This window comes from Leptolyngbya sp. GGD (genome assembly GCF_026735145.1).
GTDB classification, from domain to species: Bacteria; Cyanobacteriota; Cyanobacteriia; order Leptolyngbyales; family Leptolyngbyaceae; genus Leptolyngbya; species Leptolyngbya boryana.
Genome location: NZ_JAPQKE010000003.1, coordinates 285,529 through 308,867, shown reverse-complemented (window position 1 = coordinate 308,867; position 23,339 = coordinate 285,529). Strand labels below are relative to the sequence as shown.

At 47.3% G+C, this 23,339-nt stretch carries 20 protein-coding genes; 10 read left to right on the top strand and 10 right to left on the bottom strand.

Going from position 1 to position 23,339, the window contains the following annotated elements:
- Positions 1-105 precede the first annotated feature (105 nt).
- The gene (locus tag OU814_RS16370; protein ID WP_268184330.1) at positions 106-894 is read right to left on the bottom strand and encodes a cysteine hydrolase family protein; all 789 of its coding nucleotides are present in this window, start codon (positions 892-894) and stop codon (positions 106-108) included.
- A 176-nt stretch (positions 895-1,070) separates the two neighbouring features.
- Here OU814_RS16370 and OU814_RS16365 point away from each other — a divergent pair, with 176 nt between their 5' ends.
- Both OU814_RS16365 and OU814_RS16360 read left to right on the top strand, forming a co-directional pair.
- Positions 1,071-3,236, top strand: coding sequence for a BamA/TamA family outer membrane protein (locus OU814_RS16365; RefSeq protein ID WP_268184328.1), 2,166 nt, complete (start codon positions 1,071-1,073; stop codon positions 3,234-3,236).
- A 176-nt stretch (positions 3,237-3,412) separates the two neighbouring features.
- Positions 3,413-3,760: a hypothetical protein gene (locus OU814_RS16360; protein WP_268184326.1), complete on the top strand. Its 348-nt coding sequence runs from the start codon at positions 3,413-3,415 to the stop codon at positions 3,758-3,760.
- A 179-nt stretch (positions 3,761-3,939) separates the two neighbouring features.
- Here OU814_RS16360 and OU814_RS16355 read toward each other — a convergent pair whose 3' ends face one another.
- Positions 3,940-6,204 (bottom strand): bifunctional serine/threonine-protein kinase/ABC transporter substrate-binding protein, encoded by a 2,265-nt coding sequence (locus OU814_RS16355; RefSeq protein ID WP_268184324.1) that lies wholly within the window; start codon positions 6,202-6,204, stop codon positions 3,940-3,942.
- Between the two features lie 35 nt (positions 6,205-6,239).
- Between OU814_RS16355 and nfi the strand changes: the two genes are divergently transcribed.
- On the top strand, positions 6,240-6,899 hold the full coding sequence (nfi, locus tag OU814_RS16350; RefSeq protein WP_190649888.1) for a deoxyribonuclease V: 660 nt from the start codon (positions 6,240-6,242) through the stop codon (positions 6,897-6,899).
- 95 nt (positions 6,900-6,994) lie between these two features.
- Positions 6,995-7,396, top strand: a complete 402-nt coding sequence (locus OU814_RS16345; RefSeq protein WP_190649891.1) for a hypothetical protein — start codon at positions 6,995-6,997, stop codon at positions 7,394-7,396.
- Here OU814_RS16345 and OU814_RS16340 read toward each other — a convergent pair.
- Together OU814_RS16340 and OU814_RS16335 are read right to left on the bottom strand one after the other, a co-directional pair.
- Positions 7,320-7,859: a DUF456 domain-containing protein gene (locus OU814_RS16340; protein ID WP_017287784.1), complete on the bottom strand. Its 540-nt coding sequence runs from the start codon at positions 7,857-7,859 to the stop codon at positions 7,320-7,322. The two genes, OU814_RS16345 and OU814_RS16340, sit on opposite strands and share 77 nt — an antisense overlap.
- A 33-nt stretch (positions 7,860-7,892) precedes the next feature.
- The gene (locus OU814_RS16335) at positions 7,893-8,735 is read right to left on the bottom strand and encodes a M48 family metalloprotease (protein WP_268184319.1); all 843 of its coding nucleotides are present in this window, start codon (positions 8,733-8,735) and stop codon (positions 7,893-7,895) included.
- Positions 8,736-8,891: 156 nt separating this feature from the next.
- On the opposite strand from OU814_RS16335, the gene OU814_RS16330 reads away from it, so the two are divergent.
- Complete coding sequence (locus OU814_RS16330; protein WP_268184316.1) at positions 8,892-9,992, top strand: glycosyltransferase; 1,101 nt, start codon at positions 8,892-8,894, stop codon at positions 9,990-9,992.
- On the opposite strand, the gene OU814_RS16325 is transcribed toward OU814_RS16330, so the two are convergent.
- Both OU814_RS16325 and OU814_RS16320 read right to left on the bottom strand, forming a co-directional pair.
- The gene (locus OU814_RS16325; protein WP_017287781.1) at positions 9,989-10,906 is read right to left on the bottom strand and encodes an NAD(+) kinase; all 918 of its coding nucleotides are present in this window, start codon (positions 10,904-10,906) and stop codon (positions 9,989-9,991) included. The genes OU814_RS16330 and OU814_RS16325 overlap by 4 nt on opposite strands.
- A 260-nt stretch (positions 10,907-11,166) precedes the next feature.
- Positions 11,167-11,832 carry an NAD(P)H-dependent oxidoreductase gene (locus OU814_RS16320; protein WP_268184314.1) on the bottom strand — a complete coding sequence of 222 codons (666 nt, stop codon included), beginning with the start codon at positions 11,830-11,832 and terminating at the stop codon, positions 11,167-11,169.
- Between the two features lie 293 nt (positions 11,833-12,125).
- Between OU814_RS16320 and ppsA the strand changes: the two genes are divergently transcribed.
- Complete coding sequence (ppsA, locus tag OU814_RS16315) at positions 12,126-14,564, top strand: phosphoenolpyruvate synthase (protein ID WP_268184312.1); 2,439 nt, start codon at positions 12,126-12,128, stop codon at positions 14,562-14,564.
- A gap of 90 nt (positions 14,565-14,654) precedes the next feature.
- On the opposite strand, the gene OU814_RS16310 is transcribed toward ppsA, so the two are convergent.
- The 3 genes from OU814_RS16310 to OU814_RS16300 all read right to left on the bottom strand — a co-directional run bounded on the left by OU814_RS16310 (position 14,655) and on the right by OU814_RS16300 (position 17,786).
- Complete coding sequence (locus OU814_RS16310) at positions 14,655-15,341, bottom strand: manganese catalase family protein (RefSeq protein WP_268184309.1); 687 nt, start codon at positions 15,339-15,341, stop codon at positions 14,655-14,657.
- A 178-nt stretch (positions 15,342-15,519) separates the two neighbouring features.
- Complete coding sequence (locus OU814_RS16305; RefSeq protein WP_268184305.1) at positions 15,520-16,740, bottom strand: zinc-dependent alcohol dehydrogenase; 1,221 nt, start codon at positions 16,738-16,740, stop codon at positions 15,520-15,522.
- 185 nt (positions 16,741-16,925) lie between these two features.
- Positions 16,926-17,786, bottom strand: coding sequence for a DNA/RNA non-specific endonuclease (locus tag OU814_RS16300; RefSeq protein WP_268184302.1), 861 nt, complete (start codon positions 17,784-17,786; stop codon positions 16,926-16,928).
- 130 nt (positions 17,787-17,916) lie between these two features.
- On the opposite strand from OU814_RS16300, the gene OU814_RS16295 reads away from it, so the two are divergent.
- Positions 17,917-19,137 (top strand): DUF790 family protein, encoded by a 1,221-nt coding sequence (locus OU814_RS16295; RefSeq protein WP_268184298.1) that lies wholly within the window; start codon positions 17,917-17,919, stop codon positions 19,135-19,137.
- Between the two features lie 211 nt (positions 19,138-19,348).
- On the opposite strand, the gene OU814_RS16290 is transcribed toward OU814_RS16295, so the two are convergent.
- The gene (locus OU814_RS16290) at positions 19,349-19,867 is read right to left on the bottom strand and encodes an Lrp/AsnC family transcriptional regulator (RefSeq protein WP_268184296.1); all 519 of its coding nucleotides are present in this window, start codon (positions 19,865-19,867) and stop codon (positions 19,349-19,351) included.
- Between the two features lie 303 nt (positions 19,868-20,170).
- On the opposite strand from OU814_RS16290, the gene OU814_RS16285 reads away from it, so the two are divergent.
- Genes OU814_RS16285 through OU814_RS16275 form a run of 3 tightly spaced genes read left to right on the top strand, consistent with a single transcriptional unit; the run spans position 20,171 to position 23,302 of the window.
- A complete protein-coding gene (locus OU814_RS16285) occupies positions 20,171-21,205 on the top strand; it encodes an ABC transporter substrate-binding protein (RefSeq protein ID WP_268184295.1) in 1,035 nt (344 codons plus the stop codon).
- 22 nt (positions 21,206-21,227) lie between these two features.
- Complete coding sequence (locus OU814_RS16280; protein ID WP_268184293.1) at positions 21,228-22,412, top strand: aromatic ring-hydroxylating oxygenase subunit alpha; 1,185 nt, start codon at positions 21,228-21,230, stop codon at positions 22,410-22,412.
- An 8-nt stretch (positions 22,413-22,420) separates the two neighbouring features.
- The gene (locus tag OU814_RS16275; RefSeq protein WP_268184292.1) at positions 22,421-23,302 is read left to right on the top strand and encodes a sugar phosphate isomerase/epimerase family protein; all 882 of its coding nucleotides are present in this window, start codon (positions 22,421-22,423) and stop codon (positions 23,300-23,302) included.
- Positions 23,303-23,339: the final 37 nt, after the last annotated feature.

Genomic DNA, 23,339 nt, shown 5'->3' with positions numbered 1-23,339 from the left:
GATGCCACGCTGGAATTCCGTTGCTTGAGTATCAGAGTGATGGACTCCGTGATGAACTCAATCATGAATTCAGCAGGCAGATGTAAAGTGATGAGAGCTAATCAGTTAATTTTTATCTTTAACCCTGGATTTTATCCCATTCAAAACAGAGATGGAACTGGATACAAATCCAAAGCATTGTTTGACATTATACAGAGTGGCTTGCCAACAAAAATCCGGCGAAGTTGTTGCCGTGCAATCTTCTAACAAAATGCAATCGTATCCTAAGAAATTTGCATCTTGTAGAGTTGCCATCACACACTGATCTGCATTTACGCCTGCAAAAAATAGCGTCGTTTTTCCTAAATTTCGCAGAATACTATCCAGCGGTGTATCCCAAAATCCACTCATTCGATATTTATCGATTTGAATATCACCTTCTATCGGTTGAAGTTCATCGACGATCGCTGCCGCCCAACTGCCTTTTTCTAAAACGGGAGCCTGATTTTTCGGGAGCGGATCGCCGAGTCCTACACTTTGTCCGTCTGAATTGTAGACATATCGTGTTGCGGGGCTAATATTCAGTAAGTCAGGACGGTTTCCCCAATTGACCCAAACGATCGATAGACCAACTTGTCGCGCGATCGGTAGAAATTGTTGAATCGGCACAATTGGCGATCGTGCAGGGGTAACATCCACTCCGATATGGGCTAACCATCCATCCGGGTGACAAAAATCATTCTGCATATCGATGACAATCAATGCAGATTTGTTTAGGTCTAATCGTATTTTTTTTGTTGCGGTTTCGACCGTAATGATTTGAGGAGGAATAGGAGATCGAGTTAGATCTGCGATCGTGGAATTCACATACCAGGCATTCGGTGGAAGACCGAGTGGATACATCGGCTCATTCATATTTGGGGAACTCTAGGTTTCAATTCTTCTTCAATAGGTACTACAACTTTTGATCACAAAGCTGTTCGAGGGATCACGAATTCATCCGTGAGATCAGCTCAATTTTCTGATACAACTACTCTTAAATCTTGGCTTCTGATTGTTGAATTGAGTGCTCTAATTCTGTGAGTTTAGCAATGCGAATTTCTACATTAACGGCTTGTACGATCGGATTAATTTCCATATCAGATCTCGCGCAAACAGCAGCAGCAACGAGCGCGACGAATCTCGATGAAATTGTTCCGATTGAAGCTGAGTCTACTCAGACGCAGAGCGTTTCAGACGCTCCGAGTCCGAAGAGTGCTGCCGTTAAGCAAGCGATCGCGGCTCCAGAATTTTCGCGCTCCGCTCAACTCGTTCCCGCGATCGCAACTCCTGTCGCGGCTCCAGAATTTTCGCGCCCTTCCCAACTTGCTCAAGCCCAATTTGAGCAGACCTATCAACCCGTTTCTCCGACGCAAGAGTGGATCGTTCCGAGTCGTTCGCCTGCCTCAACCGCTCAAACTAGCCCTCGTCCAACCCCGACTCCTGCAACCCCGGCTCCGGTTCCTGCTAATCTCGTTCTCACAGCAACCGATGTGCAAATTGTGGGTGCAGACTCGGAGCTGCAATCGATCATTCGCTCTAAGATCCGCACTCAAGCGGGCGGAAATGTTAGTACTCCTCAGCTTCAGAGCGATATCGCCGCCATTTTAGAAACGGGGCTGTTTAGTACGGCAAACTTTACGACTCAAGCGAATCCGAATGGATTGAGTGTGACGTTTCAAGTGCAACCGACGACAGTACGCACAGTGAATTTGGTGAATGCTCAGGCGTTGACACCTGCGATCGCCAATCAATTTTTCCAATCACAACTTGGCGCGCCCGTCAGCCCAACAGCAATTAATGAAAGCATTCGTCAAATCAATGCTTGGTATCGCCAGAATGGATTCACTTTAGCGCGTGTGATTGGGGTCGTTCCGAGTCGGGATGGAGTCTTAACGCTGGAAGTTGCAGAAGGGGCAGTGAGCGATATTCAAATTCGCTTTACGGATGAGCAAGGCAGACTGGTGAATGATCAAGGTGAACCTGTGCGCGGCAGAACCCGCGAAAGTTTTCTACGCAATCAGATCCAACTAAAGCCCGGTCAGATCTTTCAAGAATCTGCGGCTCGTCAAGATCTTCAGCGCATTTTGCAAACAGGACTGTTTACAAATGGGCGGGTTTCACTCGAAGGCGATGCCCGTCAAACCACGGTTGTGTATAACCTGACTGAGGCGCGCAGTCGTGCCTTAAATGTCAGTGGTGGCTTTAATGATGATTTAGGCATCTTTGGCAACTTCAACTACAGCGATAACAACTTCAATGGAGTTGGGCAACAGTTGAGTGGGAATGCCTCGATCGGGACAAAAGATGCACAGTTTGATGGCAGATTTGTCAGTCCTTATCGCGCGACAGAACCCGATAAGCTTGGCTACAGTATCAGCGGATTCCGGCGACGTGGGGTGTCGCGGGTGTTTGATGACGAGCAGAGCGAATTAGCAAATGGCGATCGCCCAAGAGAAGGTCGATTTGGGGGAACCGTTGCGGTCAATCGTCCAATTGGGAATGGTTGGGATGGAACGTTGGGCTTGAACTATACGCGAGTGAGTATTCGCGATCGCGATGGTGATGTCGCGCGACGCGATGCAAATGGCGCACCGCTTTCCTGGAGTGGTACTGGGATTGATGATCTGACGACGCTCAGTTTTACAGCCGTTCGAGATCAGCGCAATAGCGCGATCGATCCGTCGAGTGGTTCGATTTTGACGCTCAGTACCGAGCAATCGATTCCGATCGGTCGAGGGAACATTCTCTCGAATCGTCTGCAAGCGAACTACTCGCAGTATATGCCAGTGAATTTCTTTAATTTAGAAAAAACGCAGCAGCAGCCAGAAGTGTTGGCATTTAATGTGCAGGCAGGAACCACGATCGGAGATTTGCCGCCCTACAATGCCTATACGCTCGGCGGCCCCAATTCAGTTCGAGGGTATGGAGTCGGAGAAGTTGGAGTCGGACGGAGTTTTGTTTTAGCTTCGGCAGAGTATCGCTTCCCGATTTACAGCATCATTGGCGGAGCCGTGTTTGCCGACTTTGCGTCTGATCTCGGATCTGCAGATACAGTGTTAGGTGAACCTGGCATTGTTCGGAATCGTCCCGGAACTGGTTTTGGGTTTGGCTTAGGGATTCGCTTAAAGTCGCCTCTGGGAACAATTCGAGCAGGCTATGGAATTAACGATCAAGGCGAAGGGCGTTTCCAATTTGGATTCGGGGAGAAATTCTAAAGATAGCGATCCGCAACCACTCCCCACTTCACAATTGATTCAGGACTGATAGAGAAGCGCTAAATTAAGTCGATCGCTGTTTCAACAATTTTTCAGGAGAAATTTTCAAAAGATTTCGTCGTTTGTAAAATATCGATAGGGCAACTTACAAAAACCATCCTGTGGAGTTCAGTGTCATGTCTAAGAAAAAATGCGCGCTCGGTTTGATTGCAGGGTTTGGAATAGCAATGATCGCTGCTCCCTCACATGCCCAACAAGCTCCGAGCAGTGCTGATCTGCTTAGAGATCCCCAATCTCAAGATTCGCTCAGCAACTTATTCAACAACCGAGGCGATAACGCAACGAGCAGTCTGATGGACTTGATTCAACGAGTTTCGCAAGGCAGCGTTGATCCCGAAGCTTTTCGTCAACAGCAACGAGAAAGCCTAGACGCTGCAACAGCAGAGTTTCTCAATAAACGTCGCCAAATGCTGCAAACTCAGCCTCAAGCCGCACCTGCGCCTGTGGTACAGCCATTGAATTAGTTCAGCCATTGAAATAACCCCGCGCGAGGTTAGAAACCCCGTGCTCATCGAACGGAGTCTCTGAAGAGACTGTATCTCTAAGCCATTAGCTAGGTTCGGGAGTCCCTTGAGGGAGTTCGCACAGTTAGCACCGGGTTTTGAATCCGGTGCAGGACAGGAACGCAGTCTCGAACCCTCTGCTATTTCGGAATCGGTTGAAAGATAAATTTGCCAGATTTCGCACCTGTGACTCGCACGAGCGTAATTTCTGTTTCACGATCGCCTTCTGGGGTAAAACTGACGGACTGAACTGCCCCAATTGTGGTAAAGCTTGGGGTTGAAAGTGTCGCTCGAATACCATTTCGCGTTGGGGCTTTTTGCAGTGCAGCGATCATGGCTTGCGTCGCATCGTAGCCTAACGCCGATCGCCAGCCTGGGGCACGCCCCCAGACGGATTTCGCTTGCTGTTCAAAGGGCGAATTCTGAAGCTGAGTCTGTGCCGAAGGAATCGCCACAACCATTCCACTCGCTGCGCTTCCTAACTCAGTCAAAATTCGAGAATTGTACAACGCATCTCCTGCGAGAATAGGCAGACGTTTCTGATTGGCATTAATGATAAGTAGAGTGCGATCGAGCAATTCTGCATTCGGAGCCAAGAAAATCACTTCTGCGCCTTTTTTCATCGCTTGGGCAACGTTTTCTGCAACTTCGATCGCAGGATTACTCAAATCCACTTCATGCACGACCTTACCTTTATCCGCATAGTAGAGTGCATCTTTGAATGCTTCTGTCAGCGATTTGCTATAGAGATTTTTGGAATTGAAAAAGACGGCAGCTTTTCGCTTCTTCAATTGTTTGGTCATATAACTTACGAGCCGCTTGGCGGGCAGTTCATCGCTTGGCATTGTGCGGAACACATAGCGACTAAATCCGGATAAATTCTTGGCTGAACTCACCGGAGATATTGCAACCAGTTCTCCTTCTTGGTAAATCTTGCCTGCTGCCAGCGTCGTATCGCTCGTTCCATGTCCAATCACGCCCAAGACGGTCGGATCGCGAACCAGTTGGGTCGCAATTTGGCGAGCGAGATCCGGATTCGCATCATCAGACGCGATCGCGATTTTCAATTTCATTGCTTTCGTTTGATTGATCCGATCTTGTGCCTGAGCAATTCCTCGCAAGACTTCAGCCGAAGCTGTTGGATTTGTCCGAATCGGCAGAACGACAGCGATCGTATTTGCCTGCTCGGAACCAATTCGCGCATTGTTGAGATAGATCAGCGTTTCAGGATCGCTCTGATCGATTTTGTGGGCTTGTTCAAACAAACTGACGGCTTCTGCAAACTCGCCGCTTTTCATTTTGTCGATTGCCGCTTGTTTCAAGGGTTGTGGCGGTGTGTTTGGACTGAGTAACGTTTGTCCAACGCTGAGAAATTGCCCGCGTTGTCCGGGTGGGTCGGTCGGGGTTGGAGTGTTGCGGGTCAGTGTCCAAGCTGAAGCGCCAATGATCGCAGTGAGTCCGGCCGCGATCGCGCTCATTTTCAACGGCTTGTTCAAGACAGGTTTTGGCGATCGCAGTCGATTTTTTGCCTCGGAAATTGGCATCTGCGTAAAAATCGAGGACTTGACCTGATTGAGTGCCTCTAAGATTTCTGCCGCAGTTTGATAGCGATCGTTGAAGTGAAACTGCGTCATCTTCTCTAAAACGGCGGCAAAATCATGGCTGACCGTGACGCGATCTCGCCAAAGCAAGTTATGAGTATTAGGATCGTAAGCCAGTTGAGACGGGCGTACTCCAGTCAAAGCCTGAATGGCAATCATGCCCAACGAATAGAAATCACTGTTATATCGGGGCTGACCTAAACATTGCTCACTGGCGGCATAGCCAGACGTATAGATTGGAACACTGAGATCAACGGGTTCAGTTGCGATCGACGATTCTAAGATCGTTTTGACGGCTCCAAAGTCGATCAGTACGAGTTTCTGATCGCGATCGCGCCGGATTAAATTCTCGGGTTTCAAATCGCGATGAATCACGCCCTGCTCATGCACATATCCTAGAACTTGAGTCACATCTTCGACCAAATCAACGACTTGTGCTTCTGCAAGCCTGCGATCTCCGCCGATTTCTTCGCTCAACGGATGCCCTTGAATGAATTCCTGAACGAGATAAAACTCTTGATCTTCTTCAAAATAAGCGAGAAGCCGTGGAATCTGATCGTGTCTGCCCAAGCGTTCCAGGGTTTCTGCTTCTGCAAAGAACATGCGCCGCACTTGACGTAGAATGGCTTCATCTTGACTCGAAAAACTCAAATGTTTGAGGACACAGCGAGGATTTCCGGGGCGTTTAGTGTCTTCGGCGATGTACGTTTGCCCAAAGCCACCAGAGCCAAGGGGTTGAAGAATTTTGTACCGTGCGTCGAGTATACGTCCTAGCATTGCAGCCCTGAAAAGCGATAATGGCATTGTAGGTCGATCGACAAGTTCAGGCACATCCAGTCATGAAAATTGAACAGCGTCACGAATGGGTGTTGACCGCAGAAGCCGCGATCGTCATTCAACAAGAACTATCCCAAGAAGTGATCACAGACGATCAGTTTGGGACAGTGAACTATGTGGCGGGGATCGATGTCGGATTTGAAGCAGAGGGAACGATTACCCGTGCTGCTGTCGCGATCTTAAAGTATCCCGAATTAGAGTTCTGTGACCATGCGATCGCGCGTCGCCCTACTACTTTTCCTTACATTCCCGGTTTTCTCTCATTTCGTGAAGTTCCAGCCGTGCTAGATGCGTTGGAGCAAGTCAAGACAAGCCCGGATTTGTTGCTGTGTGATGGTCAAGGGTTAGCTCATCCGAGACGGTTTGGGATTGCCTGTCATTTGGGGATCTTGACGAATCTTCCTGCGATCGGAGTCGGCAAGTCTCGATTGGTGGGCAAGCACGAAGAACCGCCGGATCAGCGCGGGGCTTGGGTTCCTTTGATTTATAAAAGCAACACGATCGGAGCCGTTCTCAGAACTCGTCCAGGGACGAAACCGCTTTATATTTCATCTGGACATCGCATTCGTTTAGAAAGTGCGATCGCGTATGTAATGGGTTGTACAACAAAATATCGATTGCCAGAAACCACCCGACATGCTCATAAGTTAGCCAGTGGGTGATCGCTCGATCACGAAAGATATCCCGACCGGCAAGCTTGAATTGATGGCGGCGCACCCTGTACGATCGAGCAAATTCCAACTTGTCGCTGAGAACCGTGAAAAGATTTCTGATTGCGTTGCTTTTATGGTTGAGCATTGCATTTCCCGCCTACGCTGCTGAACGCTGTCGCCCAGTCAACGATCAGGAAGTCTGCATTGTTTCAATTCGGCGCAGTGCTAAAAACTATTGGGAATACCGAGCGATCGTCAAAGTCGATGGCGCAGTCAAACCCTTACAGATTTACGATTGTCGATCGAAAACAACGATTCAAGACAACAAAGTTTTAGAACTGTTTGAGCAAGACGGAACTGCTGAAGCCGTCTGTAGTTTTTTCAAACCTCCGCGTGATGCTTTTGGAGTAGCAGACGGCAAACCCAGGATCATGTCCACATTACCGACGGCAAAGTTACCCAAACAAAAACTGCCACCGCAGCGATCGCCAGAACCAATTCAATAAGATTTCCAATCAGTGCGCCAAAGCCAATTCCCAATGTGACTCGTCCAGCCGTTCTCAGCCGCTCTGAAGTCGGCAAATCGCTGCGATACAGAAACTCACCGATAAATCCCCCGAGCAATCCGCCGACTAAAATTCCAGCGATCGGTCCACCGAGCGGCAGTGCAGGCAGCAATCCAAAAAAGCCGATCGCCATCCCGATAAACATCCCCATCTGGCTCCACCGACTTGCGCCGATCTGTTTTGCACCCCAGTAAGATCCCAGCCATTCCACAACCGAACTGAGCAGCAAGGCGACAAAAATCAATCCGAGCGGCAGCAGCGGAATCGCAAATTTCGTGACAATGCACCACAGCAAAATTGCCACTAAAATTAAACTCGGCCCCGGAATCCCTGGAACTACTGCTCCTACGACTCCCACCACCATCACTGCCACCAATATCCAATAGAGCACTGTCAATTCCATAGTTTTACTCCGTCTGACCTATCCAAACTCGCCCTATCTACGCAAGACTGCCTGAGCAAATCGATCGCGCCCATCTTCTAGATCTCTCGGCAATCCTTGTGGAAATTGTTTCTGAATTGCTGCTTTTAATGCCTGCAACCGATTGCCGGGATCGGGATGAGAACTGAGAAACTCCGGCTGTCGTCCACTCCCTGCACTCTTTGCCAAAATCTGCATCACTTCTAAAATGCCACGGGGATCGTAACCTGCGTCCAGCATAAACTTGAGTCCTAAGCGATCGCTTTCGGATTCATCATTGCGACCGTAGCGCAGATTCACTAACTGGTTCGTGGCTTGTGCGATCGCGGCTGCACCCTGTCCGCCATCTTGCGCCCCACTGGCTGCCACCCCGACTGCTGTGACTAGCGCGCTTCCTAACTGCTGTTTTGCTAAATGTTCTGCTCCATGCCGACCCACGACATGCCCGATCTCATGTCCAAATACGGCTGCTAACTGTGCTTCTGACTTCATTTGTCCAAGCAATGCTGCTGTGATAAAAACTTGCCCACCCGGTAAAGCGAAAGCATTCACGATTTTCGGATCGCGTAAGAGGTGAAACTCATAGGTATAAGGCGATTTTGACGCATTAGAGCGCTGCACAATCCGCTGTCCTACCTCATCCATATAAGTTTGCAAGCCTTGGTCGGGAAACAATCCACCGTGCCTGGCTGCCATTTGCTGACGGCTTTGTAGTCCGAGCACAATTTCTTGTCGAGGAGTCAGTTGGACTCGCTGATTTTCGCCTGTGACTGGGTTTTGGCTGGTATTGCCGTAGTAGCTAAACAATCCCCCGATCGCGAAGATCAGCCCCAAAATTAATCGAATTAAAACACTCACAGCAGATCTCTGTCTTAAACTTGCAGTCCATTAATTCTCAAATGCTCTGATCAGATAAATCAAGTGTTCTGCTCTGCAATTCATGATTTTTAGCATGAACGTTTTAGATACTGAGATCGTTCGGGCACTCTCTAGACTGAGAAATGAGGGAAAGACATGAGCGATCGAATTGCAATTTTGCTAGCCGGTAATAAGATGACTGGCGACACGAGAGTTATCTTTAATTTAGTCGAAGGACTGATTGCTAGAGGGTTTGAAATTGATTTACTGCTCGCATCTTCTGCGCAATTTGTTTTATCAGATTTGTCAAAGCAGGTGAATGTGATTGATCTGCAAACTCCTGTCACCGCCCGCACGTCTAGTATGATCAAGCTGTTGTTTCCGTTGCTTCATTACCTTCGGCGTGTTCAACCCAAAACCTTGATCTCGAATTTGTGTTTTGCAAATGCGATCATGACCCTCAGCAAATTTCTCACGTTTCCAGCCCCAAAACTGGTTCTGGTGGAGCATCTTGCCCTCTCTACCGATGAACATGACGGTGAACCTCACAGTAAACTTCTCCCACTGCTGATTCGAGTGCTCTATCCACATGCGGATGCTGTGATTTCTGTGTCTCAGCAAATTGGTGCAGAATTGAGAAGTAAGTACAATCTCACGAATGTGCTGGCGATCGCAAATGCGGTCGTCAATTCTCGTCTCACTGAACAAGCGCAATCAGACCTAGATCATCCCTGGTTTGCATCCGATGAGATTCCGGTCTTTCTGGGAGCCGGAAGATTCGCGGCGCAAAAGGATTTTACGACGCTGATTCAAGCGTTCTCAATTTTGCGACAAGAGATGCCAGCTCGATTGGTGATTTTAGGAGATGGAGCTTTGAGATCTCAGTTAGAAGCTCAAATCCAATCCTTAGGGTTACAAGCCGATGTCGAGCTTCCAGGCTTTGTTTATAATCCCTACCAATACATGAGTCGCGCCACTGCTTTTGTTTTATCCTCGCGCTGGGAAGCTCTGCCGACGGTCTTGATCGAAGCGATGGCATGTGGGTGCCAAGTGATTGCAACTCAGTGCCGATCAGGCGTAGATGAGATTTTATCTGGCGGCGAGTTTGGGCAAATTGTTCCGATCGCAGATCCAGTAGCAATGGCTGCTGCGATGAAAAATTCAATTCAACATCCCATCTCACCGAGACTGCTAAAATTTCGCGCCGATGATTTCAGTATTGAACAAGCGGTTGATCGCTATCTAGAAGTAATCTAATTGCGATGATTATTGTGATAGTGAATTCTAGCGCCTGCCCATTGTAATTTCTCGCGTAACGTCTGGTAGTAAGAGTAATTTTCGCGCAGCACGATAAATCTTGCTTCTTCTGCTGCCATCCGAATATCCACCCGCTGTCCAGGCCAAATCGAAGTTGCCAGCACTCCGTCCATCCAAAGTTTTGTACTCAAGTCATAATCTGCCAAAGGCCAAATACTCACGACTGATCCAGACGGAATCAAAATCGGGCGACTAGATAAACTCAGGGGACAAATCGGCGTAACGGAGATCGCTGCCATACCGGGATGAATGATTGGACCATTCGCTGCAACCGTATAACACGTTGATCCGGTCGGCGTTGAAATAATCAGTCCATCGCCTTGATACTGATCGACGACTTCTCCATCAATTTCCATTTCTAAAATTGAGGTGATCATACGATCGGCAGATGCAGGCTTAATACACATCTCATTTAAGGCGAGAAAGCGATCGCTGACAGGCTCTAAATTTGTGCGATTTCCTTCATGTACGGTTGCTTGAAGCATCATTCGGGTCTGCACGGCATAGCGATCGGCTTCTAATCGATCCCAAATCGTCTCACTGTCAAAATCATCGGGTGATTCGGTCAGAAAGCCTAAATGTCCCCCAACATTCACCGCTAAAATCGGAATGCCATCAGAGGCTAAATTCCGAGCAGCAGACAATGCGGTTCCATCTCCCCCAAGTACGACAGCGAGATTGATCGGCAGAGACACGGAGGCTAGAAATACAGGATAGGGATTGTCTTTCGGACCACTTGGTCCCATGAGGACGTTGCAACCCCGCTTTTCTAACGCTTCGGCACACTTTTTCGCCCATCGTTGGCTGAGCGCATCACCGGATTTATGAATAATCAGAACTTGTTTTAACTGCACAGGACTCGATCGAAGTTTAGGACTGCTTCTTATTGTGCAGCCATAATCCGCCTTGGAAAACGAAAGGGCACCTCGAAAAATAGACGCTATTGAGAAGAATGAAGCTTATCGTCCCGCGTTTCTACATCTCTTCTCTATAAAAACGAATTTTTCAAGGAACCCGTTTATCGTCTAAGCAACAAGAAGGTGGAAATTTGAAGAGTCTCTTACCCTACAATTGTGTTCTCAACAATTGCATTCTCAGTTCTGCTACAGCTCTCCTAGTCGAGGTTTTGAACAACCTCCTGAGTTGCAAACCGCACTTTCGGTTTGGCTGCATACTTATCCTCAGCAGACCGATAGCCCGTAGGACAAAGCACAACGGAAGCGTATCCTTGTTCACTCAATCCCAACACCTCGTCATACTTGGCTGGAACAAATCCTTCCATTGGGCAAGTATCGATTTCCAACATTGCAGCAGTCGTCATAAACTGCCCCAGGGCAATATAGACTTGGCGGGTAGCCCAAGCCTGCACATCTGAAGGAGAGGGGCGCTGGTCAAGGAAGCCTTTGACGACATTAGCAAATCCTTGGAGTGACTCTACAGGCACTTGTTGAACTTCAGCCATCCGCGCAATATAGCGATCGACGTATGCGGCATCAATGTTTTTCTGGATTGCGAATACAACGAGATGAGAGGCATCGACAACTTGCTTCTGTCCCCAAGAATGCTCCAGCAGTTGTTGGCGAAGTTCTAGATTGCGAATGACTAGAAATTTCCAAGGCTGTAAACCAAAGGAAGAGGGTGAGAGGACTAGACTCTGTTCGAGGACGTTCCAGGTTTCGGTCGGAATCTTCTTAGCAGGATCAAATTGCTTCGTAGCATACCGCCATTGCAAGTGCTCTAGCGCGAATTGTGGGGATGCGATCTCAGACGTAGTTGACATAAAACCTGCCATTCTTCTAATTTCTGACTCTACAGTATCGTATTTGCTATCGATTCTGAGTACAACTGTTACTTGTCTAGTGATGAGCTATCTATTGGGAAAAGGGTTCTCTTTTATGGATTATCAACACACTATGACAATCGAGCCAGATAAGGTGCAGTGGCAAGTCTTTCATTCCCAAGGTATGTAGGACAGGGGCTGCTGATTTTTTCCTCACAAGTTCCTCAAACTTTTTTTCTATAAATTCAGCAGGTTTGAAGCCTATCCGATACATTCCGTTGGGAAGTGCAATTATGCTAGAAGCTCAAGTATCGAACTCCCTCATCAATGAATCCACCAAAGCACAAGCGCTGGTGTTGCCCTTTCAGCAAGTTGGAATTGCAGATATTCCCATCGTCGGCGGCAAGAATGCTTCACTCGGTGAAATGATTCAACAACTTACATCCAAAGGCGTGAATGTTCCCAATGGATTTGCGACGACCGCATTTGCTTACCGCTCTTTCATTGCAGGTGCAGGATTAGAAACACAACTGCGTCAACTGTTCGCGGATTTGAATGTCGAAGATGTGCAAAATTTGCAAGAACGGGGCAGAAAAGCAAGATCGCTGATTCTCCAAACTCCTTTCCCGGTCGAATTAGAACAAGCGATCGCGAATGCTTACCAAACGCTTTGTGAGGAATATGGAACAGATACCGATGTAGCAGTCCGCTCAAGTGCGACCGCAGAAGATTTGCCAGATGCCAGTTTTGCAGGACAACAAGAAACCTATTTGAACATTCATGGCTTATCGAGTTTACTAGAGTCCTGCCATAAATGTTTTGCTTCGATCTTTACCGATCGCGCAATTTCTTACCGCCAACTGCGCGGCTTTGATCACTTAGAAATTGCACTATCAGTCGGGGTGCAAAAAATGGTGCGTTCAGACCTTGCTGCGTCGGGCGTGATGTTCTCGATCGATACTGAAACGGGATTTAGAGATGCAGCGTTGATCACGGCAGCCTACGGTCTAGGCGAAAACGTGGTGCAAGGAGCCGTCAATCCTGACGAGTATGTTGTCTTCAAACCGACGTTGAAACAAGGCTATCGTCCGATTCTGGACAAGCGACTCGGTTCTAAAGAAATCAAAATGGTCTATGACCTCGGTGGAACTAAATCGACGAAGAATCGCTCGGTTTCACTCGAACAACGGCAGCAATTTGCGATCGCAGATGAGGAGATTCTGCAACTCGCAAACTGGGCTTGCATCATTGAAGACCACTATTCACAAGTGCGTGGCGTTCCGACGCCGATGGACATTGAATGGGCAAAAGATGGCATCACAGGCGAACTGTTTATTGTGCAAGCTAGACCCGAAACGGTGCAATCACAAAAGACTCAGCAAATTCTGCGCACGTATCGGTTAGTCGCTACGCCTCCAGAACCCATGATCACGGGGCGGGCTGTCGGTGAAATGATCGGGCAAGGTAAAGCACGAGTGATTCTTGATGTGCATCAGCTTGATCAATTCCAAACTGGGGATGTTTTGGTGACGAATCGGACTGATCCAGACTGGGAACCCATCATGAAAAAAGCAAGCGCGATCGTGACGAATCAAGGCGGTCGAACTTGTCATGCGGCAATCATTGCAAGAGAAATGGGGATTCCAGCGATCGTCGGCTGCGGCAATGCGACGACTCAAATCTATACGGGTCAAACGATTACCGTAAGTTGTGCAGAAGGCGAAACCGGGCGAGTCTATGCGGGAATGATCCCGTTTGAAATCAATGAAGTTGAGTTAGAAACCTTACCGCAGACCAAAACCGACATTTTGATGAATGTCGGCAATCCTCAGGAAGCATTTAGTCTTGCTGCCATTCCAAACGATGGTGTTGGGCTAGCACGCTTGGAGTTTATCATTGCCAATCAAATTCAAACGCATCCACTCGCATTGATTTACTTTGATGAGCTAGACGATCGCGTTGCCCAAGCTCAAATTGCAGCACTCACTCCCGGATACGACGACAAATCTCAGTTCTTTGTCGATAAGTTAGCCTATGGAATTGGCACGATCGCGGCTGCGTTCTATCCGAAACCTGTGATTGTTCGCATGTCGGACTTCAAGAGCAATGAGTATGCGAACTTACTTGGTGGACGGCAGTTTGAACCCCGCGAAGAAAACCCGATGATTGGCTGGCGTGGTGCTTCTCGTTACTATGATGAGCGGTATCAAGAAGGCTTCGCCCTAGAATGTCAAGCCATGAAGCGAGTTCGAGATCAGATGGGATTGACGAATGTGATTCTGATGATTCCGTTCTGTCGAACGCCCGAAGAAGGAAAACGAGTCCTAGCCGAGATGGCAAAATACGGTTTGACTCGTGGCGAAAATGGGCTGCAAGTGTATGTTATGTGTGAGTTGCCGAGTAACGTCATGTTAGCGACTCAGTTCTGTGAGGTGTTTGATGGCTTCTCGATCGGGTCGAATGATCTGACTCAGTTAACACTAGGACTCGATCGCGATTCTTCACTGGTTGCTCATTTGTTTGATGAACGTAATGAAGCGGTCAAGCAAATGGTCGGACTGGCGATCGCGAAAGTGAAACGCTGTGGACGTAAGATTGGCATCTGTGGACAGGCTCCCAGTGACTATCCAGAGTTCGCCAAATTCCTAGTTCAGCAGGGCATTGATTCGATTAGCTTGAATCCTGATTCTGTATTGAAGACGAGAATGGCGATCGCACAGGCAGAACAGTAACGAGGACCCATGAGGTTATATAGCAAAACGGAGCCTTGAAGATCAAGGCTCCTAGCATGAAAGGTTATTTAGAACTGGGTCGATCGCAGTTTATGGTTTTTGCGACATCGGATCAGCAATATACTTGAACGTGGGTTCTGAATTCCAGGGACCACGCTGATCTTGACCATTTTGAGAGAGGTTGTAGTAGATATCCACAGTTTCATCCGGTTGAATATTACCAAACATCGGATCAGTCAGTTTGCCCATAGAATCCAATGCTTTCATGAACATTTGGGTGTGCGAAATTTCGCGAGTTAGCAAATGGACTAGCGTTTTCTCAGTTCCTTTGTCTGGAGCGAGTTTAATCAGCGCCTCATAAGTTTGTCGCGCTCCTGCTTCTGCGGCAATGTTAGCGCGTAAGTCACGGACAACATCACCGCCTTCGTTAATGTAGGCAGCCGTCCAAGCTGAGCCTTGGCTATCGAGGAAGTGAGGTCCCATCCCGCGCACAGCAAACAGAGAACTCTTGTAAGCTTCGGTTTGGTCTACATTCTTGGTATGGGATTCGATCAGTTTGCCCACCATTTCCAAGTGCCCAAACTCTTCGATCGCAATGTCCTGGAGCATATCTCGAATGCCAGGATTTTCGCAGTGAAAAGACTGTACCCAGTACTGTAGAGCAGCAGTCAACTCACCCGTGGCACCCCCGAATTGTTCTAATAGTAATTGAGCAAATTTTGGATTTGCGTCGTCAACATTGACAGTATGGATAGATTCTTTTTTGTGAAAAAACATTTTGTCCCCTTGTTCTAGCTTATGAAAATACTTTCTTAGAAGGCTTTATCGTTTGGTGAATGAAACACATCTAAGAGATTAGGTCAGGGTTTTAGGAAGTACCTTGACCTTTAGGAAGACTTCTGCCAAATGTTCTAAACTCTGCTCTTAGACGTTTCTGAATTTGTTAGAAATAGTTTTAAGCTGTGGCTCCGGGTACTAATTCTACTTTGACCCATCCTGGTTTACGTTGATCAAACGATTTATAAGCATCTAGCACCGAAGTCATCGGCTCGATTTGTGACAGAATTTGCGTGGGTGTTACCATTCCGCTTTGTACCATATCAATCAGTTTCGGAATGTATTTGCGGTGATTGCAATTTCCCATCTTGATCGTGAGATTTTTGTTCATTGCCATCCCGATTGGGAAAAACTTATGCGTCAGGGGGTACACCCCAATAATCGATAATGTTCCTGCTTTTGCTAGTGCTTGGACTGCCCATTCCAACGCTTGAGAAGGAGCATTTCCCGGATGCCAATTCCCATTCTGCGGATTGATTTGAGGCGCAATCTCATGGACTTGTTGCTGAAACTGCTGCATTTGTGCTTGAGCTTTTTGAGCAGCAGCACCTGAATGCGGCGCAACAGCATCGACACCGACAGCATCGATCGCTCGATCGACTCCCACTCCTCCCGTTAAACTTTTCAGGGTCTCGACCGGATCTTCAACATTAAAGTCAATGATTTCGGCTCCGAGTGCCTTTGCCATTTGTAAACGAGACGGAATCGTGTCGATCGCAAAAATTCGTCCTGCACCCAAGAGTTGTGCGCTCTTAATAGCAAATTGTCCAACTGGACCGCAGCCAAAGATTGCCACTGTATCTCCAGGTGTAATTTCTGCTAGTTCTGCTCCGAAGTAAGCGGTTGGGAAAATATCGGATAGTAGAATTGCTTCATCGTCAGTCACACCTTGAGGCAGTTTGACAAGACCCGTGCTGGCATAGGGAATCCGCGCATACTCGGCTTGCAGTCCATCGATCGGTCCTGTGGGTTCGGGTCCACCAAAGAATGCGGTTCCGGCAGCGGGACCATTGGGATTGGCAACGTCGCATTGAGCATAGTAGCCCGATCGACAATATGAACAGTAGCCACACGCAATGGTAGACGGAATCACCACTCGATCTCCTTTGTTCAGATTCCGCACATTTGCGCCGACTTCTTCAACGATTCCCACGCCTTCGTGTCCAAGAATGGTTCCTGGCTTCATTCCTGCGAACGTTCCGCGAATCATATGAAGATCAGTTCCACAAATCGCACTGGCAGTCAATCGCACGATCGCATCTAGGGGATCTTTTATCTTGGGTTCAGGGACATTATCTAACCGAATATCACCGACTCCGTGAAACACAACAGCTTTCATCACTAAGTTCCTCTATTGTCTGAACCGTGAAGTCGATGTCATTCGCCATTTGTTGGCAGGCTGAAAGCAGAGACAACACTTGGACGGATGATAGAGAGTCAGGATCCGAACTTCGTCTAACCAGAGGCAGAGCGATCGAGACAAAAGCTGTCGCTGAGAATTGTTTGTTCAGAATCTAATTTTGGCTATCCGCGATCGACTCGGCTCTCGATCGCGGTTTGCACGGCTTCCGGTACGTTGGTCAAAAAGTTATAGCCTGTTTTTGCTTCAAGCTGATCGACACTCACTCGAAAGTCTCGCCAAGTCTTATCTTTAATGCCTTGAATATTGGGAACATCGACTGCAATCACCCGCGTTTTATTCGTGACATTCGCCGCCCTTAACCCCGGCTTATCCAGAACGACAATTACTTTCCAAGTCGAAGCAGGAATCGAAATTTTTGCTGCCCCAATCGTGCCTTTTTCCCCAACTCCACCTGCAATGATATAAAGTTCTTTGCCCAGATTTGCCAATCGACGAGACTCGCTTTCTAAGCTCTCCCAAACATCACGATTGTTATCTGGCGTTTGGGGAACAATGTTGGTCATCAAGAAAGTTGCAGAATTCGTCGCGATATCTTTCGCGCGATCGGCAGAAGGAGCCATATGTCCACGATCGTATCCACTACCGTTGTAGTCGCTTGATTTGACTTGATACCAACCCTTGGGCAAAGTGGTATCGGCACGAAAATCATTGCTACGAGGAGCCGTACCTAACCAGCTTTTATTGAGCTGCCAACTCACCCAGTTGGGAATCCGTTTGCTGTTGTTGTATGACAGTGCATAGGGGCGCTGGTTATCGTCGATTAAATAATCATTGGCATTTTGAGTGTCGCGAGTTGCTTTGCTCGGAATCCCCATCGTCAGATGAACATTTCCGACAACTGGAGGGAGAAAGGGTTGAGTTCCAGTCGGTTCCTTGGGGCGATTGATTAAAATAATGCCGCCTACAATTAAGGCAATGACCAGAGCCGCGATCGCGAAAATTTGCCAACGAGGTTTCAGCATACGAAAACTAATCTTTTGGACACCATTATGCAGTGGTTTTTGACTTCCATAGTACGCAAAGTGTTCAATCTTAACGCTAGAGTAGTGATGTGCCCGCTACTTCTAAGAAATAGAGAAATGTATTGCAATCATGTTACCGACTGAGTTATTAATTCATCGATTCAATGGAGAAGAAATTGCACCAAAACGGTTAGAGTTTGATGCGAAAGTTTTAGCGATCGCTGAAGATGTCATCACCTTATTTCAAGAAGCTCGGAACGGTACGAGAGGCGAACTGAATCGGCAGTTGCAAGAACTGGAAGGAGAAGAAACGGACTATCGAGTGAAGCGAGGATTAGCGCATTTACTCAATAGCTCATTTAGTACGTTTGAAACGGTAAGTCCGCTTGACCCGCCGATGTTACGAGAGCGGGTGTTTGCATTGTCCGCGCAAAGTGTTCCGAGTGCTCAGGCAACTCAGATGACAATCGAGAAGGTTGCCAATGATTTGGGTCAAGAACTCGATCGCGAAGTCTTACCAGAACAAGTAAAAGCTGGATTGTATGCGGATTTACCAGAGAATCAAATTCTAACGAGCTTTGAAGCTCCAACGCCAGACGCACTGTTACATCGCTACAATTTATCGCAAGTGCAAGGTGTGTTTTATCGGGCAAGTCATCTGGTGATCAATGCTCACCGCAATGATCCGGGACAGTATAAGCTCTTGTTTCGGTACATGAAATTGTTTCAGTTGATGACGTATATCGAAGGCGATGCGGATCATGGATTTACGTTGACGATCGATGGTCCGACCAGTTTGTTTAAGCCTTCAACTCGGTATGGACTTGCGATCGCAAAGTTACTTCCTGCTTTACTGCATGTAACTCGCTGGAGCCTTGCAGCAGAATTGCAGATCAACGATAGCTATTCAGGTCAAAAGCGACAAGGGCGATTTGCTCTAGATTCTGAATGTGGATTGGTCAGCCACTATCCGCCTGGGAAGACCTACGATAGTCTACTAGAAGCAGGATTTGTCGATCGCTGGAATAAAGCGAAGACGGAATGGCGATTAGAACGAGAAGTTGATTTAATTCCGATTCCCGGCAGTGTGATGATTCCAGATTTTCGAGTCGTGCATCCAGATGGTCGATCGTTTCTAGTAGAAATTGTGGGCTATTGGCGACCTGAATATTTGCGGAAAAAGTTTTCACAAGTTAGGCAATCAGGGCGGGATGATTTGATTTTGGCAGTTTCAGAACGACTGAATTTAGAGAATGCAGGGGTGAAAATCTCAGATACACCTGCTCGAATTGTTTGGTTTAAGGATCAATTGCTCCCGAAGGCGATTTTACAAGTCTTAGAGGATGTTTGAACAGTATCGTTCATCGCATTCACCCGCCCTGGAATGGAATTCCGGGCTAGTTGAACAAAGTCCACTCAAGGGACTAACAGTCAGTTAGAACCGGGTCTTCAGTCCTTTTCAAAGGACTTTGCACCGTTAGCCCTGGACTTCCAGTCCGGGGCGAGCTAGAACGGAGCGAGGAGACTGTTGATACGTTTCAAACACCCTCTTAGAGGCGAAATTAAGATGAAAAGCTAGAACTCTTCGTCGATCGTATCTGAAATGAATACTGAGTTTTCAGTAGCTTCAGAACTGTGGCTGTTTCACAATTAATGATGCCAGGTTTTGCTCTTAACGCGGTTAGAAAGTCAAGCAATCCTTCATTCGTATCGTAAGTAACTTCTACAAATAGATCATAGCTTCCTGCAACGAACGCAACATAGCTCACTGAATCTTGCTCGACTAAATCAGAGGCGATCGCTTGTGCTCGCTCTAAATTAACCGTTTTCAATTCAATCAGCGCAATGCTGCGGAATCCTAGCTTATTCGGGTTTAAGTAAGCCTGAATTGTAATTGCGCCAGAATTCGTTAAGCGCTGAACCCGATTGCGGATCGTGGCTTCTGACACGCCTAGCTTTTTAGCAATTTCCGTAAATGGCATCCTTCCATCTTTGTGCAGGAGTTGAACAATTTCAATGTCCAGCTCATCTAAGTTTGACTGAGTGCCTTCGACTCCTTGAGATGCGGGTTCATCAGACATAGCACCAACTTTATCGCACGGAACCCGTAGTATACATCGGAATGTCTGCAACTCATTCGATAGAGTTAAATTCGATATTCGCAGTTATAGACAGAATTTTGTAGCTAAAACAAATCTGAATAGCTTTGAGGCTCTAAATTCGCAATTATTTTGGCACATAAGTACGAATTTTGTTGCTTGAGACACATTTTTCTACTAGATATCCTCCTAACCTAGACAATGATTTTATCCCTATCGCTTGTTTGTCGTGCCTTTGAGTGACTACTTGAGTGACTACACAGTTCCATCTAAAACGATTGGAGAGTGACTAGAGTGATACAGCGTCGTCAATTGCTGAAATATGGTTTGCTGGCTGGAACAACAACAGCGATCGCAGCCTGTCAAAATCGAACGAACTCCTCATCATCAGACAAACCCAGTTCTCTCAAACCGATCAAAATTGCGATTTTGACCTGGGTTGGGTATGGTCCTTTCTTTGTTGCGAAAGACCAGAAACTCTTTGAAAAGTATGGACTCGATGCAGAAATTCTCAAAATTGAAGATGCAGCCCCCCGTCGCAGTGCCTTAGCTTCGCAAGAAGTGCAATTTTCGATTTCTACACTCGACTGGTTTGCGATCGAAGCCGCTCAGGGACTCCCTGCATCCTGCATTCTTAAATTAGACGATTCCTACGGCGCAGATGGCATCGTCTCTAGTAAAGAAATTGCTAAAGTTGCTGACTTGCGAGGACAATCGATCGCCGTTGAAAAAGGCTCTCCCTCTCATTTCTTTCTCCTTTCTTTGATGAAAGAAGCCAAGTTATCGGCTCAAGATGTTCAAGCCATATACATGCCAACCGCAGGCGATGCGGCAAGCGCATTCAGCGCAGGGCGTGCCAAAGCTGCTGTAACCTGGGAGCCATATCTATCCACTTCTGCAAAACAAGCCCCGAATGCTCATATCCTGACCACTAGCCGAGAAAAACCAGGACTCTTACTCGACTTGTTGATTGTTCATCAGGAGTACGCCAAAACCAATCCAGATGCAGTGAGTGGAGTGATTAAAGCCTGGTTTGATGCGGTTGAATACTGGAAAGCGAACCCGACTCAAGCAAATGCTGTGATTGCGAAAGGTCTAGGCGTGTCCGAGCAAGAAGTCAGCGAAATGGTCAAAGGATGTAAGTACTCGGATCTCCAAGAAAATGCCACCTATTTTGGCTTAAAGGGAAATGGCACGGCTCCATTCTTTGACAGCTTTCCGAAAGCACAACAAGTTTGGATAGAAGCAGGTTTGATGACGAAGACTGTTAAAGCTGATTCGGTCGTCAATACCTCGTTTCTGAAAGGGATTCCAGCTTAGAGATCAATAAGGAGCTGTATTTATGACCACACAAAAGCTTGTTGAACTACAACAGAAGATTTTAGAAGCTGCGAGTAGACCTTTAGAAACTGCGATCGCACTACCCGCAGAAACTTACACTGATCCAGACTTCTACCAATGGGAAGTTCAACACATTTTCAAACGACAATGGCTCTGTGTCGGGCATTGCTCACAAGTGCCTCAGCCCGGCGATTATATTAACCTTGATCTAATCGATGAACCTCTTGTAATTGTCCGAGGCAAAGATAATCAGATTCGAGTGCTGTCGCGAGTCTGTGCTCATCGCGGGATGGACATGATGCCAGAAGGATTTGGACATGCAGCACAAGGCAATCGTCGGAGCTTTCTCTGCCCGTATCATCATTGGGTGTATGGATTAGACGGAACGCTCGTCGGCGCGCCAGAAATGCACCAGAGTCAGCAGTTTGAGCCGGACAAAGTTTGTTTACCCAAGTTTCGGTCTGAGATTTGGCACGGCTTTATTTTTATCACCTTCGACCCTGAGATTGAATCGGTTAGCACTCACTATGCTGCACTCTCTCCCTATCTAGAACGTTGGAACATTGCAGAAATGCAGATGGTTGCGAACCTAGAGTGGAATTGCCAATTTAATTGGAAGGTCTTAGTTGAGAATTTTATGGAACCCTATCATCATTTAGGGACTCACGCTAAAACCTTTGAACCGATGCTGCCTGCGGCAAAAACATGGACAGAGCCAGAAGTCTTAAACGGAGTTGTCTGTCATTTACCGTTAGCAAAATCGATCGTAGAACGGATTAACGCAGGGCAGTCTCCGACAGTGTTTCAAACGCCAGTGAATCTGCTCCCTCAAGATCATTATGAATATGCAGTCTACCTTGGGAATCCGAATTTCTTATTGTTTACAGGACCCGATCGCGTTTATTGGTACTTGCTACTGCCGACGAGCGCAGGTGAAATGACGCTGCATACAACATTGTTAGTGACTTCTGAAAGCAAAGATATGCCAGAGTTCCCGCAGATCCTAGAACGAGAGATTGCTGGACTCAAAGAGTTTCACTTAGAAGATGTTGAGGTTTGTACTGCGGTACAGCGAGGATTGCGATCGTCGGTTTATTCACCCGGAGCGTTGGGACATTTAGAAATGCCGATTTGGTTATTTCAAAAATATCTAGCCCAGCAAATTCAAGTCGCGAATTCACAATGAAACTATTGATGCTACGTTCAGTCTGGTCAGGTTCATCCGATCTCGATGAATTGATTGAGCAGACGCTTCAGGGCGGGTTCGATGGGCTAGAAGGCCCGATTCCAGAAGAAATTGAACACCGCCACAAGCTACGTCAAAAATTAGCTGATCATCAATTGGTCTACATTGCTGAAGCGACCACTGGAATCCATCCCGATGCACCTGGAGATTGGTGGATTCCTCAGCGCGATCGCACAATCCAAGATCATCTCAATGATTTACGCTGGACTGTCGAACATGCGATCGACATGGGAGCGATGTTTGTTTCGACCATGTGTGGGTATGATGCTTGGTCATGGCAGCAGAATGTGGACTTTTTTGGACAAGCGCTTGAACTAGAGCAAACGTCAGGAGTAACAATTAGCTTTGAGACGCATCGAAGTCGATCGCTGTTTAATCCTTGGATTACGCGAGATTTACTCGCACAATTTCCAGAGATGAAATTGACGTGTGATTTTAGCCATTGGTGCGTCGTCTGTGAACGGTTACTCGATAGTGAATGGGCAATTCTAGAGCAGTGCGCTCAGCGAGCGATGCATATTCATTGTCGAGTCGGCTATGCTCAACATGCTCAAGTTCCTGATCCGCGAGCGCCAGAATATACGGCAGCTTTGGCGGCGCATGAACGCTGGTGGGATCTCATTTGGAAGGCACAAAAGCAACGAGGATTCTCTCAAGTCACAATGAATCCAGAGTTTCTATGGGATGGCTATATGCAGACCTTGCCGTTTACGAAAATGCCGATCGCGGATGTGTGGGATGTGACCTGCTGGATGGCAGAACGCCAGCGGCAACAGTTTATGCAATCCGGATTTGGAGAAGCTGCACTCATCAACAAAAAGCTCAGCTAGTGCTTTTAAACTAGCTGAGCTTCAAGACAATTGAAAT

Excerpts from the sequence above, each read along its gene's own strand:
- OU814_RS16365 (WP_268184328.1), top strand. The coding sequence starts at position 1,071 with ATGCGAATTTCTACATTAACGGCTTGTACGATCGGATTAATTTCCATA.
- OU814_RS16305 (WP_268184305.1), bottom strand. The coding sequence starts at position 16,740 with ATGAAAGCTGTTGTGTTTCACGGAGTCGGTGATATTCGGTTAGATAAT.
- OU814_RS16280 (WP_268184293.1), top strand. The coding sequence starts at position 21,228 with ATGACCACACAAAAGCTTGTTGAACTACAACAGAAGATTTTAGAAGCT.
- nfi (WP_190649888.1), top strand. The coding sequence starts at position 6,240 with ATGAAAATTGAACAGCGTCACGAATGGGTGTTGACCGCAGAAGCCGCG.
- OU814_RS16330 (WP_268184316.1), top strand. The coding sequence starts at position 8,892 with ATGAGCGATCGAATTGCAATTTTGCTAGCCGGTAATAAGATGACTGGC.
- OU814_RS16300 (WP_268184302.1), bottom strand. The coding sequence starts at position 17,786 with ATGCTGAAACCTCGTTGGCAAATTTTCGCGATCGCGGCTCTGGTCATT.
- OU814_RS16275 (WP_268184292.1), top strand. The coding sequence starts at position 22,421 with ATGCTACGTTCAGTCTGGTCAGGTTCATCCGATCTCGATGAATTGATT.
- OU814_RS16310 (WP_268184309.1), bottom strand. The coding sequence starts at position 15,341 with ATGTTTTTTCACAAAAAAGAATCTATCCATACTGTCAATGTTGACGAC.
- OU814_RS16360 (WP_268184326.1), top strand. The coding sequence starts at position 3,413 with ATGTCTAAGAAAAAATGCGCGCTCGGTTTGATTGCAGGGTTTGGAATA.
- OU814_RS16295 (WP_268184298.1), top strand. The coding sequence starts at position 17,917 with ATGTTACCGACTGAGTTATTAATTCATCGATTCAATGGAGAAGAAATT.
- OU814_RS16290 (WP_268184296.1), bottom strand. The coding sequence starts at position 19,867 with ATGTCTGATGAACCCGCATCTCAAGGAGTCGAAGGCACTCAGTCAAAC.
- OU814_RS16355 (WP_268184324.1), bottom strand. The coding sequence starts at position 6,204 with ATGCCATTATCGCTTTTCAGGGCTGCAATGCTAGGACGTATACTCGAC.
- ppsA (WP_268184312.1), top strand. The coding sequence starts at position 12,126 with ATGCTAGAAGCTCAAGTATCGAACTCCCTCATCAATGAATCCACCAAA.
- OU814_RS16340 (WP_017287784.1), bottom strand. The coding sequence starts at position 7,859 with ATGGAATTGACAGTGCTCTATTGGATATTGGTGGCAGTGATGGTGGTG.
- OU814_RS16320 (WP_268184314.1), bottom strand. The coding sequence starts at position 11,832 with ATGTCAACTACGTCTGAGATCGCATCCCCACAATTCGCGCTAGAGCAC.
- OU814_RS16370 (WP_268184330.1), bottom strand. The coding sequence starts at position 894 with ATGAATGAGCCGATGTATCCACTCGGTCTTCCACCGAATGCCTGGTAT.